Source organism: Dyella amyloliquefaciens, assembly GCF_004296575.1.
Lineage (GTDB): Bacteria > Pseudomonadota > Gammaproteobacteria > Xanthomonadales > Rhodanobacteraceae > Dyella > Dyella amyloliquefaciens.
The window spans coordinates 471198-490790 of sequence record NZ_SAYT01000002.1 but is presented as its reverse complement, the minus strand read 5'-3'; the positions used below and the strand labels follow the sequence as shown (position 1 = coordinate 490790).

Below are 19593 nucleotides of genomic sequence, written 5' to 3'. Positions count from 1 at the left end.
CTATCAGTGTGAAATCGAATAGAGCCTTGTTCGAGCTCGATCTCCTGCGGGCGATGGTCACGGTGGCGGACTGCGGCAGCTTCACGACGGCCTCGGCGCGGCTGCATTCCACCCAGTCCACGGTGAGCCAGAAGGTGCGTCGCCTGGAAGAGATGGCCGGGCACCAGTTGCTGGTGCGCGGCAAGGGTGACGTGCGACCGACCGACTCCGGCGAAACGGTGCTTGCGTACGCGCGACGGATGCTCACGCTCAACGACGAATTGCTGGATGCGCTGGCCGGCGCCGATGTCGCCGTGACCGTGCGTCTCGGCGTACCGGAGGACTTCGCGGCCGGCCGCACCACCCAACTGCTTGCCGCGTTCAACCGCAAGCATCCACGCGTCAAGCTGGAAGTCACCACCGGCCTGAGCCGCGACCTGGCGGGCAGCTACGACCACGGTGAGCTGGACCTCATACTCATCAAGCAGCGGCGCAACAGCCGCGAAGCCGTCGCGCGTTGGCCCGAGAGCATGCGTTGGATCGACAGCGCGAAGAGTCCCGCGTTCGCCCTCGATCCCGTGCCCCTCGTCGCGTTTCCGCCTCGCGGGCTCTATCGCGACGAGATGATCAAGGTGGTGGAGGGCATGGGTCGGCGCTGGCGCATCAGCTTCACCAGTTCGAGCCTGTCGGGCATCCAGTCGGCCGTAGCCGGTGGCCTCGGCATCAGCCTGTTGCCCGCGCGCGCCGTCACGGCGGAGCACGCGGTGCTCACGCGCAAGCAACGCTTTCCAGCCATCGACACCATGGATATCGCGCTCCTGTACCGGCCGACGGCCGATCCTGTCGTGCAGGAGCTGGGGCGTGAGCTGGGGCGCATGCTCGACCGCGACAGGAAATAGCCGGGGAGGGCGTCGCCGGGATGTCGGCCGACGCGCAACCGGCGTGGAGGTTCACGCCAGTCACGACGGTTGCGCGTCCGCCCAACGCGGTTATTGAGGAATCCGCCTGCAGCATCGATACCGCACCCACGGCGTCAGCTTGGGCGAGTCACCATGGACAGGGCATCGCCGTTTTTCCAGAACTCGCCACGTCGCACGATGGTGCGGTCGTTGGGTACACCGGCCACGGCGGCGGCCCCGTTCGGCGCGTCGATCACGAGGAAGCTCGCTTCGTTGCCGGGGTGCAGGCCATAGTCGCGCTTGCCGAGCACCTTCGCACCCGCCTCGGTGGCCATGTCGAATGCGACGAGCAGGTCCTCGTCCGTGTAGAAGCCCGAGCGGTAGCCGATCAGGTTCGCGCGCTGGAGCATGTCGCCGTTGCCGTAGGGCCACCATGCGTCGCGAATATTGTCGTTGCCGGCGAATACATGGACGCCGGCGTCACGCAGGCGGAGAACGGGAGGGAAGGGACGGTCACCCGGGGCGTTGGTCATGATGGCGACGCCAGCATCAGCCAACACCGGGGCGATGCGATCCACCACATCCATCGGTACTTCGCCAAGCGCATACGCATGACTGACCGCGACACGTCCGTTCATGCCGAGCACGCGCGTGCGTTCGGCGATGCGCTGCAGCTGGTCGATGCCTTGCAGGCCCGGCTCGTGCAGGTGAATGTCGACCTTGGAGGCGTGCTTCCCCGCAATGCCGAACACGACATCCAGCTGGCCATCGGCATCACCGTCGAACGTGGTCGGGTCGATGCCGCCGATGACGGTGGCGCCTTCGCGCATCGCCGCGTCGAGGATGTCCGCCGTCCCCGGACAGGACATCACGCCGGCCTGCGGGAAGGCCACGATCTCGATTTCGATCGAATCACGCCACTTGCTGCGGGCTTCCATCACCGCGTGCAGATGGGACAGGCCCGTGGTGGCGTCCACATCGACATGGCAACGCATCGCGACGGTACCGAACGCGGCCGCCTGTGCAATGAGCGCATCCGCGCGCTCCGCCATCGGGCGCGACCGCGCGAGCAGCGCCTTCTCGGCGGCCAGCCGCTCGCGCAACGACTGCGCCTCGACATGCGGCCGCCAGACGTCGCCGACGAAGCTCTTGTCCAGATGGATATGGCCATCGACGAACCCGGGCATCACCAGGCGGCCGCCCAGATCGACGACCTCATGGGAGGCAGTGGCAAGGTCATCCAGTCCGACCTCGGAAAAACGGCCGTCTTTCACGGCCAGGCGCAGCTTGTTGCCGTGGATGTCCACGGCATTCTCGAACACACGATCAAACATGGCGTAGTCCCATGGCTGTCATGACCAGGGGAGCGCGGCGTGACGCCGTGACGCGGTCATGAGAAGGAATGGCGACACCTTATGGCGAGAACCGTCCATTCGCAAATTAAATGATCAGATATGATCTATTTGATATGTGAATACATCTGCTTCGTGCCTGTGCACGAGTCGCTGCATGGGCGGCGCTGGGGCGGTTACGGAGAACGAGAAAAGGGGGCGACAGATGAAGCCTCAGTTGCATGTGATCGTTTGACCAGCTCCGGCCCTTTTTGGCCCGAAACCTGAATGGCCCGTGCCTAGTCCCAATTTGGGATTGCATTAGTCCCAATCTGGGACTATGGTGTCCCCATGAAAGTTATTGCGATTGGAACGCTAAGGGCTTTCTGGGAACGCCATGCAGATGCGGAGCAACCGCTGAAGGCCTGGTATGACGAAGCAAAGGCAGCATCCTGGAGCGGCCCTCAGGACATCAAGGATCTCTACGCCAGCGCCAGCTTCGTCGGCAAGAATCGCGTCGTCTTCAACATCAAAGGCAACAGCTACCGCCTGATTGTCGCCGTCGCGTACCGTTTCCAGGCGGTCTACATCAAGTTCATTGGCACTCATGCCGAGTACGACAAGGTCGACGCGGCGACCGTGGAGGATCTATGACAATGCAAGCCATCCGCCCCATTCGCAGCAAAAAGGATTACGAGGACGCCCTGCGCGAAGTATCTGCCTATTTCGACAACGAACCGGAGCCCGGCTCCGCCGAAGGCGATCGCTTCGAAATTCTCACCCTGGTCATCGAAAGCTACGAAGCCAAGCACTTCACGATCGAGGCTGCCGATCCCATCGAGGCCATCAAGTTCCGCATGGAGCAGCAAGGCCTCACGCCCAAAGATCTCGTGCCGTCCATTGGCAAACCCAATCGCGTCTACGAAGTGCTCAACCGCAAGCGTGGCCTCACCATGGAGATGGTGCGTAACCTGCACAAGAACCTCGACATCCCGCTCGAAAGCCTCATCGGCGCCTGACGCATGGACAAGAAACCTTCCAGCACGCTGGGCGCCGACGGGGTGACCGTTTAACTACCTCCGGCCCTTTTTCGGGTGAAATTCTCACCCTGGTCATCGAAAGCTACGAAGCCAAGCACTTCACGATCGAGGCTGCCGATCCCATCGAGGCCATCAAGTTCCGCATGGAGCAGCAAGGCCTCACGCCCAAAGATCTCGTGCCGTCCATTGGCAAACCCAATCGCGTCTACGAAGTGCTCAACCGCAAGCGNGGCCTCACCATGGAGATGGTGCGTAACCTGCACAAGAACCTCGACATCCCGCTCGAAAGCCTCATCGGCGCCTGACGCATGGACAAGAAACCTTCCAGCACGCTGGGCGCCGACGGGGTGACCGTTTAACTACCTCCGGCCCTTTTTCGGGTGGTCATCGAAAGCTACGAAGCCAAGCACTTCACGATCGAGGCTGCCGATCCCATCGAGGCCATCAAGTTCCGCATGGAGCAGCAAGGCCTCACGCCCAAGGATCTCGTGCCGTCCATTGGCAAACCCAATCGCGTCTACGAAGTGCTCAACCGCAAGCGCGGCCTCACCATGGAGATGGTGCGTAACCTGCACAAGAACCTCGACATCCCGCTCGAAAGCCTCATCGGCGCCTGACGCATGGCCAAGAAACCTTCCAGCACGCTGGGCGCCGACGGGGTGACCGTTTAACTACCTCCGGCACTTTTTCGGGGGCCCTTTTTCGGGCGGGGTGACCGTTTAACTACCTCCGGCCCTTTTTCGGGCGGCCCTTTTTCGCGGCGTAGTGGGCATTTGCGACGTCGCATGCCAGCAACTTGATCGGTAGCAAGGGCTAGCAGCACCTCTTCCGACAATCTGGAAAAACGACGGCGCAACAGTCGCTGATTAGCGTTCCATGTGTCCGGTCCGTACAAGAACATTTCGGACTCATCCGATCCTATGCGGATGGCAATTCGGTCATGCTTACCTTTACGTGGGCGTATGGACTGCCTGGTAAAAGGGGTAGCACCTATGAGATTGGGCCTTCCGAAGTTGTCGAGGATCGCGTTACTAGGCGTGGGGCTCGTGATAGTCGTCGCATTAAGCCATCCGCAACATGCAGTGGACAGGTCTCAAATCCCCACGGCGGCACTTGCGGCGAACCTTAGCTCGCCAACCGGCGTTGCCGTCAACGGCGCGGGCGACCTGATTATCGCGGACATGGTCAATCACCGTATCCGCAAAGTGGACCGGCGGACAGGCGGCATCCGCACCGTGGCGGGGGATGGCGTCGATGCCCACGACGGAGGCAGCACCACGGCACTCAAAGCTAGCCTTCAGCAGCCCTACGGTGTGGCTATTGATGGTGCCGACAATCTCTATATCGTCGAGGCGGAAGGGAATCGCGTCCAAATGGTCGATGCGCGGACCGGTATCATCGGCACCGTTGCTGGCTCGGGTTTCGGTGGGGGCGGGTTTCTCGGTGAGGGAGTGGAGTCGACACAGGCTCGATTGGATAGCCCTGAATCGGTCGCAGTGGATGTCGACGGCAATATCTATGTCGCCGACACGGCCAACAATCGTGTTCGCAAAGTCGATGCGCACACTCACGTTATCCGAACCGTGGCTGGCAATGGTACTGGCGTCTTCAGCGATGGCGCAGGCCATCTGTATGGCAGCTACGAAGAATATTGCCGGGAACACGGCACGGCGGGGGTAGAATTAGCACGGTGCCGAAAATACGAAGGCGCGGCGCTCGACATCGAGGTCAGCGGTCCGTCGGGCATCGCTGTCGATCAAACAGGCAATTTGTACATCGCCCAAGATGGGGGGCATCGCGTCATCAAAGTTGCGGCGGCCACGGGTATGGCGACAGTCGTCGCTGGTAACGGTCAGCCAGGGTATCGCGGCGATGGCGGCCCCGCGGTAAACGCCCAGCTCAACTCGCCACGAGGTATAGCGGTCGATCACAGTGGCCAACTGTATATCACCGACACCTTCAACCACTGCATCCGCAAGGTGGATGCGCAGACCGGCATCATCACAACCATCGCGGGGACGGGCTGGGCGGGACACCGTGGCGATGGCGGGCCAGCGAAGTCTGCGCGGCTGAATATTCCAACGGGCAACGTGGCGATTGATCAATCCGGAAACATCTATATCGCTGACACCGGAAATCACCGAATTCGCCAAATCGTGGCGGGGACGGGGGTAATCGGAACCGTCGCTGGCAGCGGGGTGGAAGGTTATAGCGGCGATGCAGCAGAGCAGAGGGTGGATCGATGAGGGCTCCTCGCGCGAAGGGCGTCTTATGGCTGCTCCTCACACCCACGATAGCTTTGGCGGCTCTGTGGCTGTTCGGCGTATACATAAGTTTGGAGGGTGTAGGTGGCTCCGGTGTGCGGGACGGAAATGTAGGTGCATTTCTAGTGCTGCCGTGGATCGTAGGCATCGGCGCACTCGGCATGGTCCTTTTTGCCGCTCTGATCGCCGCGGATGTCATAGCCACGCAACGATACAAGCACTGGCTTAATCACGGGCGCAATCGTCGTGCATGGATCATCATCGGTGTGCTGGCCGTACCTCAATGGGCCGCCATGCTCATTGTAGCCGTCGTGCTGGGTCCTCTGCCTGACTGGTTTGACGGCCGCATTGAGGCCTCGCACGAACGTCAGCGAGAAGCGGTAATGCACACGCTGGAGGCTGACGATCTCAAGGCGTTTAGCGTGGCGGTCGAGCGTTGCGATCATCGGTGCGCGTTCATGCCAAACGCATCGCAGCAGCGCTGGCCGTCAGCGCAAGATGAAGGCGAATATTGGGCCGAGCTCGCCATCAGTGCCGGAGCGCCCCGGATACTAGATGCGCAGATTGCCGCTGTGGGCGGCCAACCTAGTAGCTGGCTGACAGCGGGATCAGCGGCGACACCGACGTGTGTGAACATCCTCGATCAGTGCGAGATGCGTCCTGCCGCCTTGGCATGGTGTCGCGAGGACGGTCTTTGTTCGAGGGATATCTACTTTCACACCGCCAAGATCGGCGACTTGGTCGCATGGCAGAAGCTACTAGCCCATGCGAGCGCGATCGATCAGGTGGCGGCGTATCAATCCGCCGCGAAAGCTAACCGCCCAGATTTCATGGATCTTGTACTGAAATCAGGACTCGCGGTCGGCGCACCCAGTCCATGGTGTGAATCAGAGTCTAGCGGGCCTAAGTGCGACACCCCGTTGACAATTGCCTGCCCCCTTTTGCGCGGCGCCGTGGAAGCACAAGCGATCGACAGTGTGAAGTGGTTGCTCGCGCACGGCGCCCTCGTAGGCGATTGCAGGCAGGGAGGGGACACCGTGCTTCATCAGCTTGCGGCCGATCGATCCATCGGTAGTCATGAAGACGAATTGACTGTATTGCTTGACGCAGGAATCGATGTCAATACGCGCGACAGTTCGGGCTGGACGCCGCTGGCCGTGGCTCTGAACCAGGATAACCCTTCGACCGCCTCGCTATTGCTTGCCCGGGGTGCCGACATCAATGCGCCTGATAGCCATGGGCGAAATATCTTGATGCAGCTTCTCTTGGACCCGCGCGCGACCAATCAAGCCATTTCGTTTGCATTGGATCATGGGGCCAACGTCAATTGTGTGGATCATGGCGGCACTACGGCGCTCGATGCAGCTGTTGATGGCCTCGTGGACCTCCAAGACGGCGAGCGCATTGAGTTCATTCGTCAAATGCAAGCGCGTGGTGCCAAGCTTGGCGCGCACTCAACGAACCACGGCCGGCTGACGGAAATCTTGGCGAGTGGCTCAGCCCCGACCGAATAGGGCAGAGACTTCCCGGGCAGCTATATGGGAGCGGCATGTAGGCTGGTCTAGTTGGGCAAGCTGATGTCTATTTGCAACGGTGCTGGCGTTCGTGAGCTATTTGGCTGGTGACAAGGCCTTCCAATCTTTGAACCATAGGCTTTTCGCAGTGTTTTATGACTTCACGGAAAGATATCTCCACCCATGAAATATCGTTTCAGAATCAGCACCGAGGAGTGCCAGTCTTTGGCCTCGCTGGCGGCCGCAGTACGAGTTGCGGAGATCAGAGAGCTTAGCTCGCGCCGACAAGAAGGGCTGGATCGTTTCTGGGGCCAGTGACGTTGACCCACCCCCGGAAAACTGAGCCATCGTAAAGTAGAGACTTCGCCAGCATGGGCCCCGTAGTCAACGAGGAGTCAGGCAGTGAAGAAGTCGCGATTTACGGAGGAGCAGATCGCCTACGCGCTCAAGCAAGTGGAGCTCGGGACGGCGGTGGGAGAAGTCTGCCGGAAGATGGGGATCGCTGAGGCGACGTTCTACGTGTGGCGGAAGAAGTATGGTGGCTTGGGCCCGTCGGAGCTCAAGCGGCTACGCGTTCTCGAAGAGGAGAACCGCAAGCTCAAGCAGCTGGTAGCCGACCTGAGCCTGGACAAGGCCATGCTCCAGGAGGTGGTCACAAAAAAGCTCTGAGGCCTATCCAGAAGCGCGCCTGGGTAGGCCGATTGCAGGAGCGGTTTGGGGTGAGCGAGCGGCGCTCCTTGAGAGTGATGTCGATGTCGCGATCGTCATTCGCGTATCGGGCGAAAGCGCGTGATTGCAGTGCGATCCGTATGCGAATGCGGGAGATCGCGCTGAGCCGAGTCCATTACGGATGCGAGCGGGTTTTTGTGATGCTGCGGCGCGAGGGCTGGAGGGACAATCACAAACGCGTGCACCGGCTTTACAAGCTGGAAGGCCTGTCGCTTCGGCATTGCCGTCCGCGTCGAAGTCGCAGTGCGCGCCGACGCCAACCCAAGATGGTCGCCACGATTCCGAACGAACTGTGGGGCATGGACTTTGTCAGTGACGCGTTGTTCGATGGGCGCCGGTTCCGCTCGTTGACGGTGGTGGATCACTTCACCCACGAGTGCCTGGACATCGTGGTGGATCAGTCACTGCGTGGCGAGCATGTGGCGGAGGCCATGGCCCGGCTGGTGGCCCAACGTGGCAAGCCTGCGGCGATCAAGGTGGACAACGGAAGCGAGTTCGCCGGGAAGGTGATGGATCGCTGGGCCTACGAGAATGGCGTGGAGTTGGACTTCTCCCGGCGCGGTACGCCGACCGACAACGCGTTGGTAGAAAGTTTCAATGGACGGCTTCGGCAGGAGTGCTTGAACGAGCACTGGTTCTTGTCGCTGGAGGATGCACGGAGCAAAATCGCAGCATGGCGGCGCTTCTATAACGAGGATCGCCCCCACTCTGCACTGGCATGGAAAACCCCTGCCGAATTCGCCCGAGAATACGGGTCCCAAGCGAATTCACAGGCGCCGTAACAGCTCGGATTCTCTACCGAGCGTTGGCCTAGGAATCGGGGGTGGGTCAACAGCTCGGATTCTCTACCGAGCGTTGGCCTAGGAATCGGGGGTGGGTCAGGTCAACAGCCTCCCGGACTCCAATTCGCTCCGCTACTGAAGGCGGGGGGACGTCGATCTTTGTGTTTTCGATCGCGGGATCCTCACGCGCACGTAAACCGGATGTCTAAATTGTCGGTGTAATGACAAACACTTGCGTCCGCTTCCGACCCAATGCTGACGTTCCCACCACGTCAACCATCTTTACCGTACGGTTGCCTGTTCGGGCGCCTACCAGTGCCATCGCTATGGGCCGGTGCCAGGGATAGGGACGCCAGGGACAGGGTTTAGGACTGTCGGCAAACGGGCAAGTGAAAGAACGGGCTTGACTCTAGACCTTGATCAAAGGTCTAGACTTGTCCCATGAACACTCCCCAGACCCCCATGACCATTGGTGCCGTCGCCAAGCGCGTCGGCGTGGCGATCGACACCATCCGCTATTACGAGCGCGAAGGCCTGCTGCCGGAACCCCTGCGGCGCGCGTCGGGCTATCGCAGCTATGACGAAGGTGCGGTGCGGCAGTTGCGCTTCATCCGGCGCGCAAAGGACCTTGGCTTCACGCTGGAGGAAATCCGCGACCTGCTGGCGCTCTCCGCGGACCGCCAGCGCGGCGTGAAGGCGGTGAAGAAGCGCGCGCAAGAGCGCCTGGCTTCGATCGACGAGCGCATCGCCGAGCTCACCCGCGTCCGCGACGGACTGGAACAACTCATCGACGCCTGCCCGGGCCATGGCTCGCCCGAGCAATGCCCGATCCTGCGCGCGTTGGCCGATCAGGAGGACGAGGCATGAGCATGGAGAAGCACGCCTGTTGCAGCGCCAAGGAAGTTGAGCCTGCGCCGGTTGCGAAGTCCTGCTGCGGTGGCGCTGCTACGGAGACGGAGCACGCACATCATCACCATGACCACGGCAGTCACCACGATCACGCGGCGCATACGGTGAAGGACCCCGTTTGCGGCATGAACGTGGACCCGCACAAGGCCGCTCATCACCTGGAACACGACGGGCACACCTATTACTTCTGCGCCCAGCGCTGCAAGGAAAAGTTCCAGGCCGATCCGCAGCGCTACCTTGAGCCGCAGTTGGCGCCTTCGCCCGCGCTGGCCGGCGCGATCTATACCTGCCCGATGCATCCGGAAGTGCAGCAGATAGGGCCCGGCCATTGCCCGAAATGCGGCATGGCGCTGGAACCGATGATGCCCAGCCTCGACGAGGACGATGGGCATGAGCTGCGGGCGATGTCGCGCCGGTTCTGGACGCTGGCCGTTCTGACCCTGCCGGTGTTCGTGCTGGCGATGGGGTCGCACCTGCTTGGTTGGCATTGGCCGTCGCCGTGGGATGTTGTGGCCGCATGGTCCGAAGCCGTGCTCGCCACGCTCGTGGTGGTGTGGGGCGGTGCGCCTTTCTTCGCGCGCGGTTGGCGTTCGCTCAAGCCGTGGTCGCCCAATATGTACACGCTGATCGCGCTAGGTACGGGCGTGGCGTGGGCTTACAGCGCGGTGGCGTTCCTGGCGCCGGGTCTGTTCCCGGAGGGCTTCCGCGACATGCACGGTCGCGTGGGCGTGTACTTCGAGTCAGCTGCCGTCATCGTTACCCTGGTTACGCTCGGTGACTTCCTCGAGTTGCGCGCGCGTCGGCGCACCAGTGCCGCACTGAAGGGATTGCTCGGACTCGCTCCCAAGACCGCGCGTCGCGTAGACGCCAATGGCAGCGAACGCGATGTGCCGCTGGACGACGTGCACCGTGGCGATACGCTGCGCGTGCGTCCCGGTGAAAAGGTGCCGGTGGATGGCATCGTGCTCGACGGCCGCAGTCACGTGGACGAATCCATGCTTACCGGCGAGCCGTTGCCCGTCGCCAAGGGGCGTGACGATCAACTCACCGGCGGCACGCTCAACCAGGACGGCGCCTTGTTGATGCGCGCCGAAAAAGTCGGCGCGGAAACCATGCTGGCCCAGATCGTCACGCTGGTGGCACAAGCGCAGCGCAGCAAGGCGCCGCTGCAGCGGGTGGCCGATCGTGTGGCGGCATGGTTCGTGCCCACGGTGGTCGCGGTGGCTGCGTTGGCCTTCGTGCTGTGGGCGTGGCTGGGGCCCGACCCGAAGCTGGCCTATGCGCTGATCGCCGGCGTGTCGGTGCTGATCATTGCGTGCCCTTGCGCATTGGGTCTCGCGACGCCCATTTCCATCATGGTCGCCAGTGGCCGTGCCGCGCAGAACGGCGTGCTGTTCCGCGACGCTGCAGCGATCGAATCGTTGCGCGACATCGACACGCTGGTGGTGGACAAGACCGGCACGCTCACCGAAGGCAAGCCCACCCTGAAGGACGTGGTGAGTCTCGGCACGTATCCGTTCGACCAGTTGCTGGCGCTCGCCGCCGCGCTGGAAAAGCCCAGCGAACATCCGCTGGCGCGCGCTATCGTCGACGGCGCACTGTCGCGAGGCATCCCGGTGCCTGACGTGGAGGATTTCCGCACGGTCACGGGGGCTGGCGTGGAAGGCTCGGTACAGGGGCATCCCGTAGCGCTCGGCAACCGCCAGATGCTGGCGAATATCGGCGTTGCTGCCGACGAGTCGGCGTTGGCGCGTGCCGATGCGATGCGCGCTGAAGGCGCCACCGTGATGTTCATCGTGGTCGACGGCGTGCTGGCGGGCCTGCTTGCCGTGGCCGATCGCGTCAAGGCGAGCACGCCGCAGGCGATCCGCGACCTGCACGCGGCGGGCCTGCGCATCGTGATGCTGACTGGCGACAACGTCACCACGGCGAAGGCGGTCGCCGGTTCGCTCGGCATCGATGAGGTACATGCCGACGTCTCGCCGGCCGACAAGGCCGCCGTGATTCGTTCCTTGCGCGCGGAAGGTCATCGCGTGGCGATGGCGGGCGACGGGATCAATGATGCGCCGGCGCTCGCCGTGGCCGACGTCGGCATCGCCATGGGCAGCGGCACCGACATCGCCATGGAAAGCGCCCAGGTCACCCTGGTGAAGGGCGAGCTGACGGCCATTGTGCGTGCCCGCGCGCTGTCGCAGGCGACCGTGCGCAACATCCGCCAGAACCTGTTCTTCGCCTTCGTCTACAACGCCGTGGGCGTGCCGCTGGCGGCGGGGCTGCTGTATCCGCTGCTGGGCGTGATGCTGTCGCCGATGGTCGCTGCGCTGGCGATGAGCCTCTCGTCGGTGTCGGTGGTGGGCAACGCATTGCGCCTGCGGCGGACGCCGTTGTGATGATTGTCACCCACGATGATTGACGGCCAGCCCTGCCGGACCGGCAGCGCGATCCGGAAGATGACTCCTGCACCATAGGGGTGCGGGAGGGGCATCACATGAACATCATCAACGACACCCGCAGCACGCTGGAAAAGCACATGCCGCTGCTGCTGGGCCTGCTGGTCGCGCTGCTTGCCGGCCGCGCGCTGAAGAAAATGTTCTGGACCGCGTTTGGCATGTACTGGGCGCTGCGGGCCAGCGGTATCCATTTCTGATCGCGCTTTAGCCATTCCGACGAACGCCTGGATCCGGCGTTTGCCGGAATGACACGGAAAAGCAACGCTACGTTCGCGCGAGCGGCACTGCGCCTCGGGCACCCATGCTTTAAGCTGTGTGGCTCCCGTCCCCGCAAGATGCCGCCATGCCGACCAGCGTTGCCCTCATCGAGAGTTACTACGAGGCCTTCAACCGCGCCGACTGGGAGGCCATGCTGGCCTATCTGGCCGACGACGTGGCGCACGACATCAACCAGGGGCATCGCGAGACGGGGCTGGATACCTTTCGCGGTTTTCTTGCGCGCATGAACCGGTGCTACCGCGAGCAGTTGCGCGACATCGTGGTGATGGCCAACGCCGATGGCAGCCGGGTCGCCGCCGAATACGTCGTGCATGGCGAATACCTCGCCGACGACGAAGGCCTGCCGCCGGCCCACGGCCAGCGCTACGTGTTGCCGGGCGGCGCGTTCTTCGAGATCCGCGACGGCCGCATTGCCCGCGTCAGCAACTACTACAACCTGCAGGACTGGATCGCCCAGGTGACAGGCGCCTGAGCGATGAGCGTGCGCGTCATCACCAGCATGGGCCCGGGGATACGTCCGTATCTGGACGCGCTGGCACGACTGCGCATCCAGGTGTTTCGCGACTATCCGTACCTGTACGACGGCGACATGTCGTACGAGCACCGTTACCTGGAAGCCTACGCGCGCTCACGGCGCAGCGTGTTCGTGATTGCGCTCGATGGCGACGAGGTGGTCGGTTGCTCCACCGGTATTCCGCTGGTGGACGAGGTGGCGGCCATCCAGCAACCCTTCGTGGAGCGCGGGATGCTGCTCGGCGAGGTGTTCTATTTCGGCGAGTCGGTGTTGCTGCCCAAGTACCGGGGGCAGGGCATCGGTCATCGCTTTTTCGATCTACGCGAATCGCATGCGCGGCGCCAGGGTGGTTTCCGCTGGACTGCCTTCTGCTCGGTGGAGCGCGCGCCGAACGATCCGCGCCGCCCCCGCGATCACCGCACCAATGACGAGTTCTGGCGCAAGCGTGGTTATCAGCGCCAGGACGACATGTTCTGCACCCTGGACTGGACCGAGATCGACGCGGTCGAGTCCACTGCCCATCGCCTGCGCTTCTGGCTGCACTCCCTCAACGCCTGACCTGACGACATCCTCCGCATGACCCGCACCCTCGACGAATGGCTGGCCTACCAGGAACGCGTGAACGTGCGCAGCATCGAGCTGGGGCTCGATCGCGTGCGTGCCGTCTGGCAGGCCATGGGCGCCCCCGCACCGGCTCGCCGGGTGATCACTGTCGGCGGCACCAACGGCAAGGGTTCCACCGTGGCGTTGCTGGAAAGCATGCTTGCCGCGGCGGGCCAGCGCGTGGGCTGCTATACCTCGCCCCACCTGCTGCACTATCGCGAACGGGTGCGCATCGACGGCGCGGACGCCTCCGAAGAGGCGCTGATCACCAGCTTCGAGCGCATCGAGGCGGCGCGTGGCGAGATCCCGCTGACCTACTTCGAATTCGGCACGCTTGCCGCGCTGGACCTGTTCGCCCGCGCGAACCTGGATGTGGCCGTGCTGGAAGTGGGCCTGGGCGGACGCCTGGACGCGGTGAACATCATCGACGCCGATGTCGCCATCATCACCACCGTCGACCTGGACCACATGGACTGGCTCGGCCCTGATCGCGACAGCATCGGCGGCGAGAAAGCCGGTATCGCCCGCGAGGGCCGGCCTGCCATCGTGGGTGAGGCCGAACCGCCGCAGGGTCTGCTCGATGCGCTCCAGCGGATCGGCGCGTCGGTGCAACGGGCAGGCCGGGACTTTTCATCCGAGCGCGCCGTCGACGGTGGCTGGCGCTGGCAGCATGCGGACGGTACCGGGCTGGCGTTACCCGATCCGGTGCTCGCCGCACCGGTGCAGTACGCGAACGCCGCCGCCGCCATTGCCGCCCTCCATGCGCTGCAGGTGACGGACGAGTACGTCGCGGCCATCGATCTCGGCAAGGCGGCTTCCACGGGCCTGCAGACCGTACATGTGGCTGCCCGTCTGCAGTCGCTGGGAGGCGATCCGGCACTGGTGGTGGATGTCGGCCACAACCCGCAGGCGGCCCGCGCGCTGGCCGAATGGCTGGACGCGCGGCCCGGTGGGCACGTGCATGCCGTGTACGGCGCGTTGTCTGACAAGGACGTGGGCGGCGTGATCCGCGCACTGGGTCCGCGCATCGATCACTGGCATCTCGCCGGGCTTGAGCAGGACACGCCGCGCGGCCTGCCTTCCAGCGTGCTGCTGGATCAGTTGCTGCTGGCATTGCCCGACGCGCGCTACGACCTGCACGGCGACGTGCGTTCGGCGTTGGCAGCGGCGCGCACCAGCGCCACGGCCGGCGATCGCGTGCTCGCATTCGGCTCGTTCTTCGTTGCCTCGGCAGTGCTTGCTGAATCGAAAGGGTCGGATTCGGCCTGAACCGCGAGCGGGGCAGGTATAATCGCGCCCGTTCCCGCACCCCTGTCGTTTGGAGCCTGTCTTGAAAACACGTCTGCTGGGCGCTGCCGTACTTATTGCGTTGCTGGTGCTCATCGTGCCGATGTTCTTTTCCAGCAACCCGCCCAGCACGAGTGGCGACGAATCGGTCAGCCTGGCGATTCCGCCGGCGCCCGATCGTGACCTGCAGACCAAGACCATGAGCCTGACGCCCGGCGCTGCGCCGGCCGCGTCGTCGTCGGCCGCTCCCAAACCGGCCGTGCAGACCCCGACGCCCGCTCCGACCGCCGCGCCGGTGGGCTCGTCCGACCAGCTCGCCACGGTGAACATCGGCTCCAACCGTCCCAAGGACGTGGAAACCGATCCCACCGCCGGCCAGAAGCCGGAGCCGACCACGGTGACCCGTCCGGGCTCGAGCGCTTCGCAGCCGGTGATCCCGGTGCAGGGCAAGGCCGACACCACCGCGGCACCGGCCAAGACGACGGCGCCCATGGCTGCCGCTACGTCGGCAGCAGCTCCTGCCATGGCTCCCGCCACTGCCGCGCATGGCCAGTATTCGCTCAATCTCAGCGCGTATGCGTCCAGCGCCAGTGCGCAGAGCCTGATCCAGCGCGTGCGTGGCCTGGGCTATCCCGCCTCCGGCCGCAGCATCAGCCAGGGCGGCAAGCAGCTGACCCTGGTGACCGCCGGTCCGTTCGACTCGCGCGCCGCGGCCGAAGCGGCTCGCCTGAAGATCACCCAGACCATTCCAGGCGCGCCGGCCCACCTCGAAAGCAGTGCCAGCACGCCGGCGCAGGACGATCCCGCCCCGGTCGCCAAGGCGGCCAGCGCGACCTCGAGCGCCGCTCCGGCTGGCGCCAGTGCCTCCAAGCCCGGTGGCTGGGCCGTGCAGATCGCCGCCATGGGCAGCCAGAACGACGCCAATGCGCTGCGCGACAAGCTGCGCGCCAACGGTTTCGACGGTTATGTGGACACGGTGAATGCGAGCGGCAAGCAGCTGTGGCGCGTGCGCGCCGGTCCGCAGACCCAGCGTGCCGATGCGGTGCGGATTCGTGACCAGATCAAGACCAAGATGGGCGTGGACGGCAACGTCGTCAGCGCTCCCTGAACCTGAATCCACCGAGAAGCTGACCCGGTGAACTGGGCCGACTACATCATCCTCGCGGTACTCGCCGTCTCGGTCTTGATCGGGCTGTGGCGTGGCCTCATTTCCGAAGTATTGGCGCTGGCGATCTGGGTCGCGGCGTTCTGGGTGGCGTGGACGTTCGGTCCCAGCGTGGCTGGGCACTTCGAACACAGCATCCAGTTGCCGTCGGCGCGGATCCTGGTGGGTTACGGCATCTGCTTTCTCGCCGTGCTGATTGCCGGAGCGCTGTTGCGCTTCCTGGTCAGCAAGCTGATTGAAGGCACCGGCTTGTCCGGTACCGATCGCTTGCTGGGCATGGTGTTTGGGTTTGTCCGCGGCGTGCTGCTGGTGACGCTCGCGGTGTTCCTGCTCGGGTTTACCGCGTTCGTACGCGACCCGTGGTGGAACGAATCGGCGTTATTGCCGCAGTTCAAGGGAATGGCTGCGTGGCTGGGCGAGCGCGTGCCGGACAGTGTCCGCCACTACCTCAATCCCCCGGCCTTGCTTGACCATTTGCCCGCCTTGCCGGCGGGAGTTCCGGGCGCTTCACCAGCGACCGGGCACGATACCCATCCGGCGGCCGCCACCACGACCGCTCCGGCAACGACTCACTAATTACAGGCTTTCAACCATGTGCGGAATCATCGGCATCGTCGGCACCAGCGAGGTCGCCGCGTCACTCTATGACGGTCTGACCGTATTGCAGCACCGCGGCCAGGACGCTGCCGGTATCGCCACCGTGGATGGAGCCCGCCTGCGCCTGCACAAGGGCAATGGACTGGTGCGCGACGTGTTCAGCCAGAGCGCCATGAGTGGCCTGCGCGGACGCATCGGCCTGGGCCACTGCCGCTATCCCACGGCCGGCTCGGAAGGTTCCTCCGAGGCACAGCCGTTCTACGTGAACTCGCCTTACGGCATCGCGTTCGCGCACAACGGCAACCTGGTGAACACCGAGGCGCTGCGCCGCGAGATGTTCGAGGACGATCGCCGCCACATCAACACCGATTCGGACTCCGAAGTGCTGCTCAACGTGCTGGCGCACGAGCTGCAGATCCAGGGCCGCATGGCGCTGACGCCGGACCACATCTTCAAGGCCGTCGCCGGCGTGCATCAGCGCGCGCGTGGCGGTTACGCCTGCCTCGCGCTGGTGCTGGGCTATGGCCTGTTGGCGTTCCGTGATCCGAACGGCATCCGCCCGCTGGTGCTGGGCGAGCGCATCACCTCGGAAGGCCGCGAATACGCGGTCGCCTCGGAATCGGTGGCGCTGGACATCCTGGGCTTCAAGCGCCTGCGCGACGTGGAGCCGGGCGAAGCGGTGTTCATCACCAATGACGGCCAGCTGTTCTCCCGCCACTGCGCCGAAGGCGCGGTGCATGCGCCGTGCATCTTCGAATACGTCTACCTGGCCCGCCCGGACTCGATGATCGAGAACGTGTCGGTGTACAAGGCGCGTCTGCGCATGGGCCAGAAACTGGCCGAGAAGATCCTGCGCGAGCGCCCGGACCACGGCATCGAAGCGGTGATCCCGATCCCCGACACCGCACGTACCGCGGCCTCCGCGCTGGCCGAGGCGCTCGGCGTGCCGTTCCGCGAAGGCTTCGTCAAGAACCGCTACATCGGCCGCACCTTCATCATGCCGGGGCAGGGCGAGCGCGTGAAATCTGTGCGCCGCAAGCTCAATCCGGTGGAGCTGGAGTTCCGCAAGAAGAATGTGCTGCTGGTGGACGACTCCATCGTGCGTGGCACGACCTCGCGCCAGATCATCCAGATGGCCCGCGACGCCGGCGCCAGGAACGTGTTCTTCGCCTCCGCCGCACCGCCGGTGCGCTACCCGAACGTGTACGGCATCGACATGCCGGCCGCCTCGGAGCTGGTGGCCGCGGGCCACACCGAGAAGGAAGTGGAGAAGGTGCTCGGCGCCGACTGGCTGATCTACCAGGATCTCCAGGACCTGGTGTGGGCGGTGCAGGATGGCAACGAGACGCTGAAGCAGTTCGATACCTCGTGCTTCTCGGGCGAGTACGTCACCGGCCTCGACCAGCAGTACCTGCAGCAGATCGAGATGCTGCGCTCGGATGACGCCAAGGCAGCGCGCCGCAGCGCTTAACGTCACGATGCAAACTCTGTAGGAGCGCACCCAGTGCGCGATCGCCGCGCTGCGGTGTGTCCGCCCCGTAAGGCCATCGCGCACTGGGTGCGCTCCTACAGAAGAGCATGTTCGCGCCATGACTGACCTCCACGCCGCCGCCAAGCGTTGCCTCGACGCCACCGATCCGGCGGAGAAGCTGCGTCTGACGCATGCCGTGTGGGAGGCCTTCCTCGCCGGCGAGCTGCGCCCTGATCTCTCGTCGCCCGCGCCCGAACCGATCGGTCCGCCCGGTCGACCGGAACGACCGCAGCTGGTACCGCAACGCCAGGTGCCGCAACGCGGACTGGGTACGCCGGAAGGCCGTGTCGCGCTGGTGCACGCCGTAGCGCACATCGAATTCAATGCGATCAACCTTGCCTGGGATGCGGTGTACCGCTTCCGCGGCAAGCCGCTGGAGTACTACCGCGACTGGGCGAGCTGTGCGCACGACGAGGCGCGCCATTTCGCCATGCTGTCCGGGCGACTTGCCGAACTTGATCACGCCTACGGCGACTTCGACGCGCACAACGGCTTGTGGGAAATGGCCGAGAAGACCGCGCACCACGACACCGCGCGGATGGCGCTGGTGCCGCGCGTGCTGGAAGCGCGTGGACTCGACGTCACGCCGGGCATGATCGAGCGCCTGCTTTCCGTGGGCGACGATCGCACGGTGGCGATACTCGAAATCATCCTGCGCGAAGAAGTGGCGCACGTGGCGGCGGGCACGCGCTGGTTCCGCTACTGCTGCGAGCGCGATGGCCTGGATCCGCGCAAAACGTTCCTTGACCTGCTGCGTGACTATATGGGCCGCAACCTGCGCGGTCCGTTCAACCGTCCGGCCCGCCTCGAGGCGGGTTTCGACCACGAAGAACTGGACCGCCTGACCGCGCTGGCGCTGCAGAGCTGAGCAGGGCGGGCGCCGCTTGCGCTCCGCGACTTCTCCATCATGTTACGCGGAGTAGCCTGCGGGCTTTCCTCGGCGCCAAGGCCAATCCATGAAGACGTTGTCCGGAAAGCTTGTCTGGGTCGAGCACGCCAGCGCCGATCCCGCCGAGGCGACGCGCTTCTACTCGGCTCTGCTGGGATGGGACGTGGCCTCGATGGACGTGGGCGGACAGCCGTACCAGATCATCATGAACGCAGGTCAGGGTATCGGTGGCTATCGCCAGGCGCAGCCGGGCGAGCATGCCAACTGGGGCATCTATCTGAGCGTGCCCGATGTCGATCGCAGTTTTTCCGAAGCCCTGGTGGCAGGCGCCTCGCCTTGCATGGTGCCGACGGATTTCTCGCCGGCCGGGCGTGGCGCGACGCTGCTTGATCCTACCGGGGCGATGTTCTCGATCTGGCGCAGCAGTACGGACGACGCGCCGGACGCCCCCGTGCCGCCCGGGCATTGGTGCTGGCACGAGCTGCATGCCACTGATGACGAGAAGGCGCTGCGCTTCTATGAGAGCTTGTTCGGCCTCGAGCATGACTCGATGCCGGCCGGCGAGGAAACCTATTACGTGCTGAAGAGCGGCGACCACGCCCGCGGTGGACTGGTGCGCAATCCCGGCGGCGCCGGCCCGTCGCTGTGGTTGCCCTATGTGCTGGTCACCGATGTCGATGCCGCCGCGCACAAGGCCGAGACATTGCGTGCGGAGGTCGCCACCGCGCCGGAAAACATCCCGGGCATCGGCCGCTACGCGATGCTGCTCGACCCGCAAGGCGCGCTGTTCGCCGTATTCCTGCCGGAACGCCAGTAACCCTGCAGCTCTTT

19 protein-coding genes are annotated in these 19593 nt (G+C 64.1%); 18 read left to right on the top strand and 1 reads right to left on the bottom strand.

Annotated features, from left to right (window positions below; genetic code table 11):
* Positions 1-8: 8 nt before the first annotated feature.
* Positions 9-878: a LysR family transcriptional regulator gene (locus EPB08_RS06750; RefSeq protein WP_229238239.1), complete on the top strand. Its 870-nt coding sequence runs from the start codon at positions 9-11 to the stop codon at positions 876-878.
* A 134-nt stretch (positions 879-1012) separates the two neighbouring features.
* Here the strand turns inward: EPB08_RS06750 and EPB08_RS06745 are convergent, their stop codons facing one another.
* A complete protein-coding gene (locus EPB08_RS06745) occupies positions 1013-2212 on the bottom strand; it encodes an amidohydrolase family protein (RefSeq protein WP_130618294.1) in 1200 nt (399 codons plus the stop codon).
* Between the two features lie 348 nt (positions 2213-2560).
* On the opposite strand from EPB08_RS06745, the gene EPB08_RS06740 reads away from it, so the two are divergent.
* From EPB08_RS06740 to EPB08_RS06660, 17 genes are all read left to right on the top strand, one after another.
* On the top strand, positions 2561-2863 hold the full coding sequence (locus EPB08_RS06740) for a type II toxin-antitoxin system HigB family toxin (protein ID WP_130618293.1): 303 nt from the start codon (positions 2561-2563) through the stop codon (positions 2861-2863).
* Positions 2860-3228, top strand: coding sequence for a helix-turn-helix domain-containing protein (locus EPB08_RS06735; RefSeq protein ID WP_130618292.1), 369 nt, complete (start codon positions 2860-2862; stop codon positions 3226-3228). The genes EPB08_RS06740 and EPB08_RS06735 overlap by 4 nt, the downstream gene beginning before the upstream one ends.
* A 401-nt stretch (positions 3229-3629) precedes the next feature.
* Entirely contained in the window at positions 3630-3866 is a 237-nt protein-coding gene (locus tag EPB08_RS06725) for a helix-turn-helix domain-containing protein (protein WP_229238238.1), read from the top strand.
* 375 nt (positions 3867-4241) lie between these two features.
* A complete protein-coding gene (locus EPB08_RS06720; RefSeq protein WP_165418428.1) occupies positions 4242-5495 on the top strand; it encodes an NHL domain-containing protein in 1254 nt (417 codons plus the stop codon).
* Positions 5496-5638: 143 nt separating this feature from the next.
* Positions 5639-7027, top strand: coding sequence for an ankyrin repeat domain-containing protein (locus EPB08_RS06715; RefSeq protein WP_165418427.1), 1389 nt, complete (start codon positions 5639-5641; stop codon positions 7025-7027).
* 402 nt (positions 7028-7429) lie between these two features.
* A protein-coding gene (locus EPB08_RS06710; RefSeq protein ID WP_130618289.1) for an IS3 family transposase occupies positions 7430-8538 on the top strand; the annotation gives its coding sequence in 2 pieces (ribosomal slippage) (positions 7430-7682 and positions 7682-8538; 1110 coding nt in all).
* 441 nt (positions 8539-8979) lie between these two features.
* Positions 8980-9405 (top strand): MerR family DNA-binding protein, encoded by a 426-nt coding sequence (locus EPB08_RS06705; RefSeq protein ID WP_130618288.1) that lies wholly within the window; start codon positions 8980-8982, stop codon positions 9403-9405.
* A 2-nt stretch (positions 9406-9407) separates the two neighbouring features.
* Positions 9408-11837: a heavy metal translocating P-type ATPase gene (locus EPB08_RS06700; RefSeq protein ID WP_130618637.1), complete on the top strand. Its 2430-nt coding sequence runs from the start codon at positions 9408-9410 to the stop codon at positions 11835-11837.
* 98 nt (positions 11838-11935) lie between these two features.
* Positions 11936-12094: a hypothetical protein gene (locus tag EPB08_RS21030; protein ID WP_165418425.1), complete on the top strand. Its 159-nt coding sequence runs from the start codon at positions 11936-11938 to the stop codon at positions 12092-12094.
* Between the two features lie 146 nt (positions 12095-12240).
* Positions 12241-12648, top strand: a complete 408-nt coding sequence (locus tag EPB08_RS06695; RefSeq protein ID WP_130618287.1) for a ketosteroid isomerase-related protein — start codon at positions 12241-12243, stop codon at positions 12646-12648.
* Between the two features lie 3 nt (positions 12649-12651).
* Positions 12652-13248 carry a GNAT family N-acetyltransferase gene (locus EPB08_RS06690; protein ID WP_130618286.1) on the top strand — a complete coding sequence of 199 codons (597 nt, stop codon included), beginning with the start codon at positions 12652-12654 and terminating at the stop codon, positions 13246-13248.
* A gap of 18 nt (positions 13249-13266) precedes the next feature.
* The gene (gene folC, locus EPB08_RS06685; RefSeq protein WP_130618285.1) at positions 13267-14562 is read left to right on the top strand and encodes a bifunctional tetrahydrofolate synthase/dihydrofolate synthase; all 1296 of its coding nucleotides are present in this window, start codon (positions 13267-13269) and stop codon (positions 14560-14562) included.
* Between the two features lie 61 nt (positions 14563-14623).
* Positions 14624-15688, top strand: coding sequence for an SPOR domain-containing protein (locus tag EPB08_RS06680; protein ID WP_130618284.1), 1065 nt, complete (start codon positions 14624-14626; stop codon positions 15686-15688).
* A 27-nt stretch (positions 15689-15715) separates the two neighbouring features.
* Positions 15716-16321: a CvpA family protein gene (locus EPB08_RS06675; protein WP_130618283.1), complete on the top strand. Its 606-nt coding sequence runs from the start codon at positions 15716-15718 to the stop codon at positions 16319-16321.
* Positions 16322-16337: 16 nt separating this feature from the next.
* Positions 16338-17813: an amidophosphoribosyltransferase gene (gene purF, locus EPB08_RS06670; protein ID WP_130618282.1), complete on the top strand. Its 1476-nt coding sequence runs from the start codon at positions 16338-16340 to the stop codon at positions 17811-17813.
* A 118-nt stretch (positions 17814-17931) separates the two neighbouring features.
* On the top strand, positions 17932-18741 hold the full coding sequence (locus tag EPB08_RS06665) for a ferritin-like domain-containing protein (RefSeq protein WP_130618281.1): 810 nt from the start codon (positions 17932-17934) through the stop codon (positions 18739-18741).
* An 88-nt stretch (positions 18742-18829) separates the two neighbouring features.
* Positions 18830-19579 (top strand): VOC family protein, encoded by a 750-nt coding sequence (locus EPB08_RS06660; protein WP_130618280.1) that lies wholly within the window; start codon positions 18830-18832, stop codon positions 19577-19579.
* Positions 19580-19593: the final 14 nt, after the last annotated feature.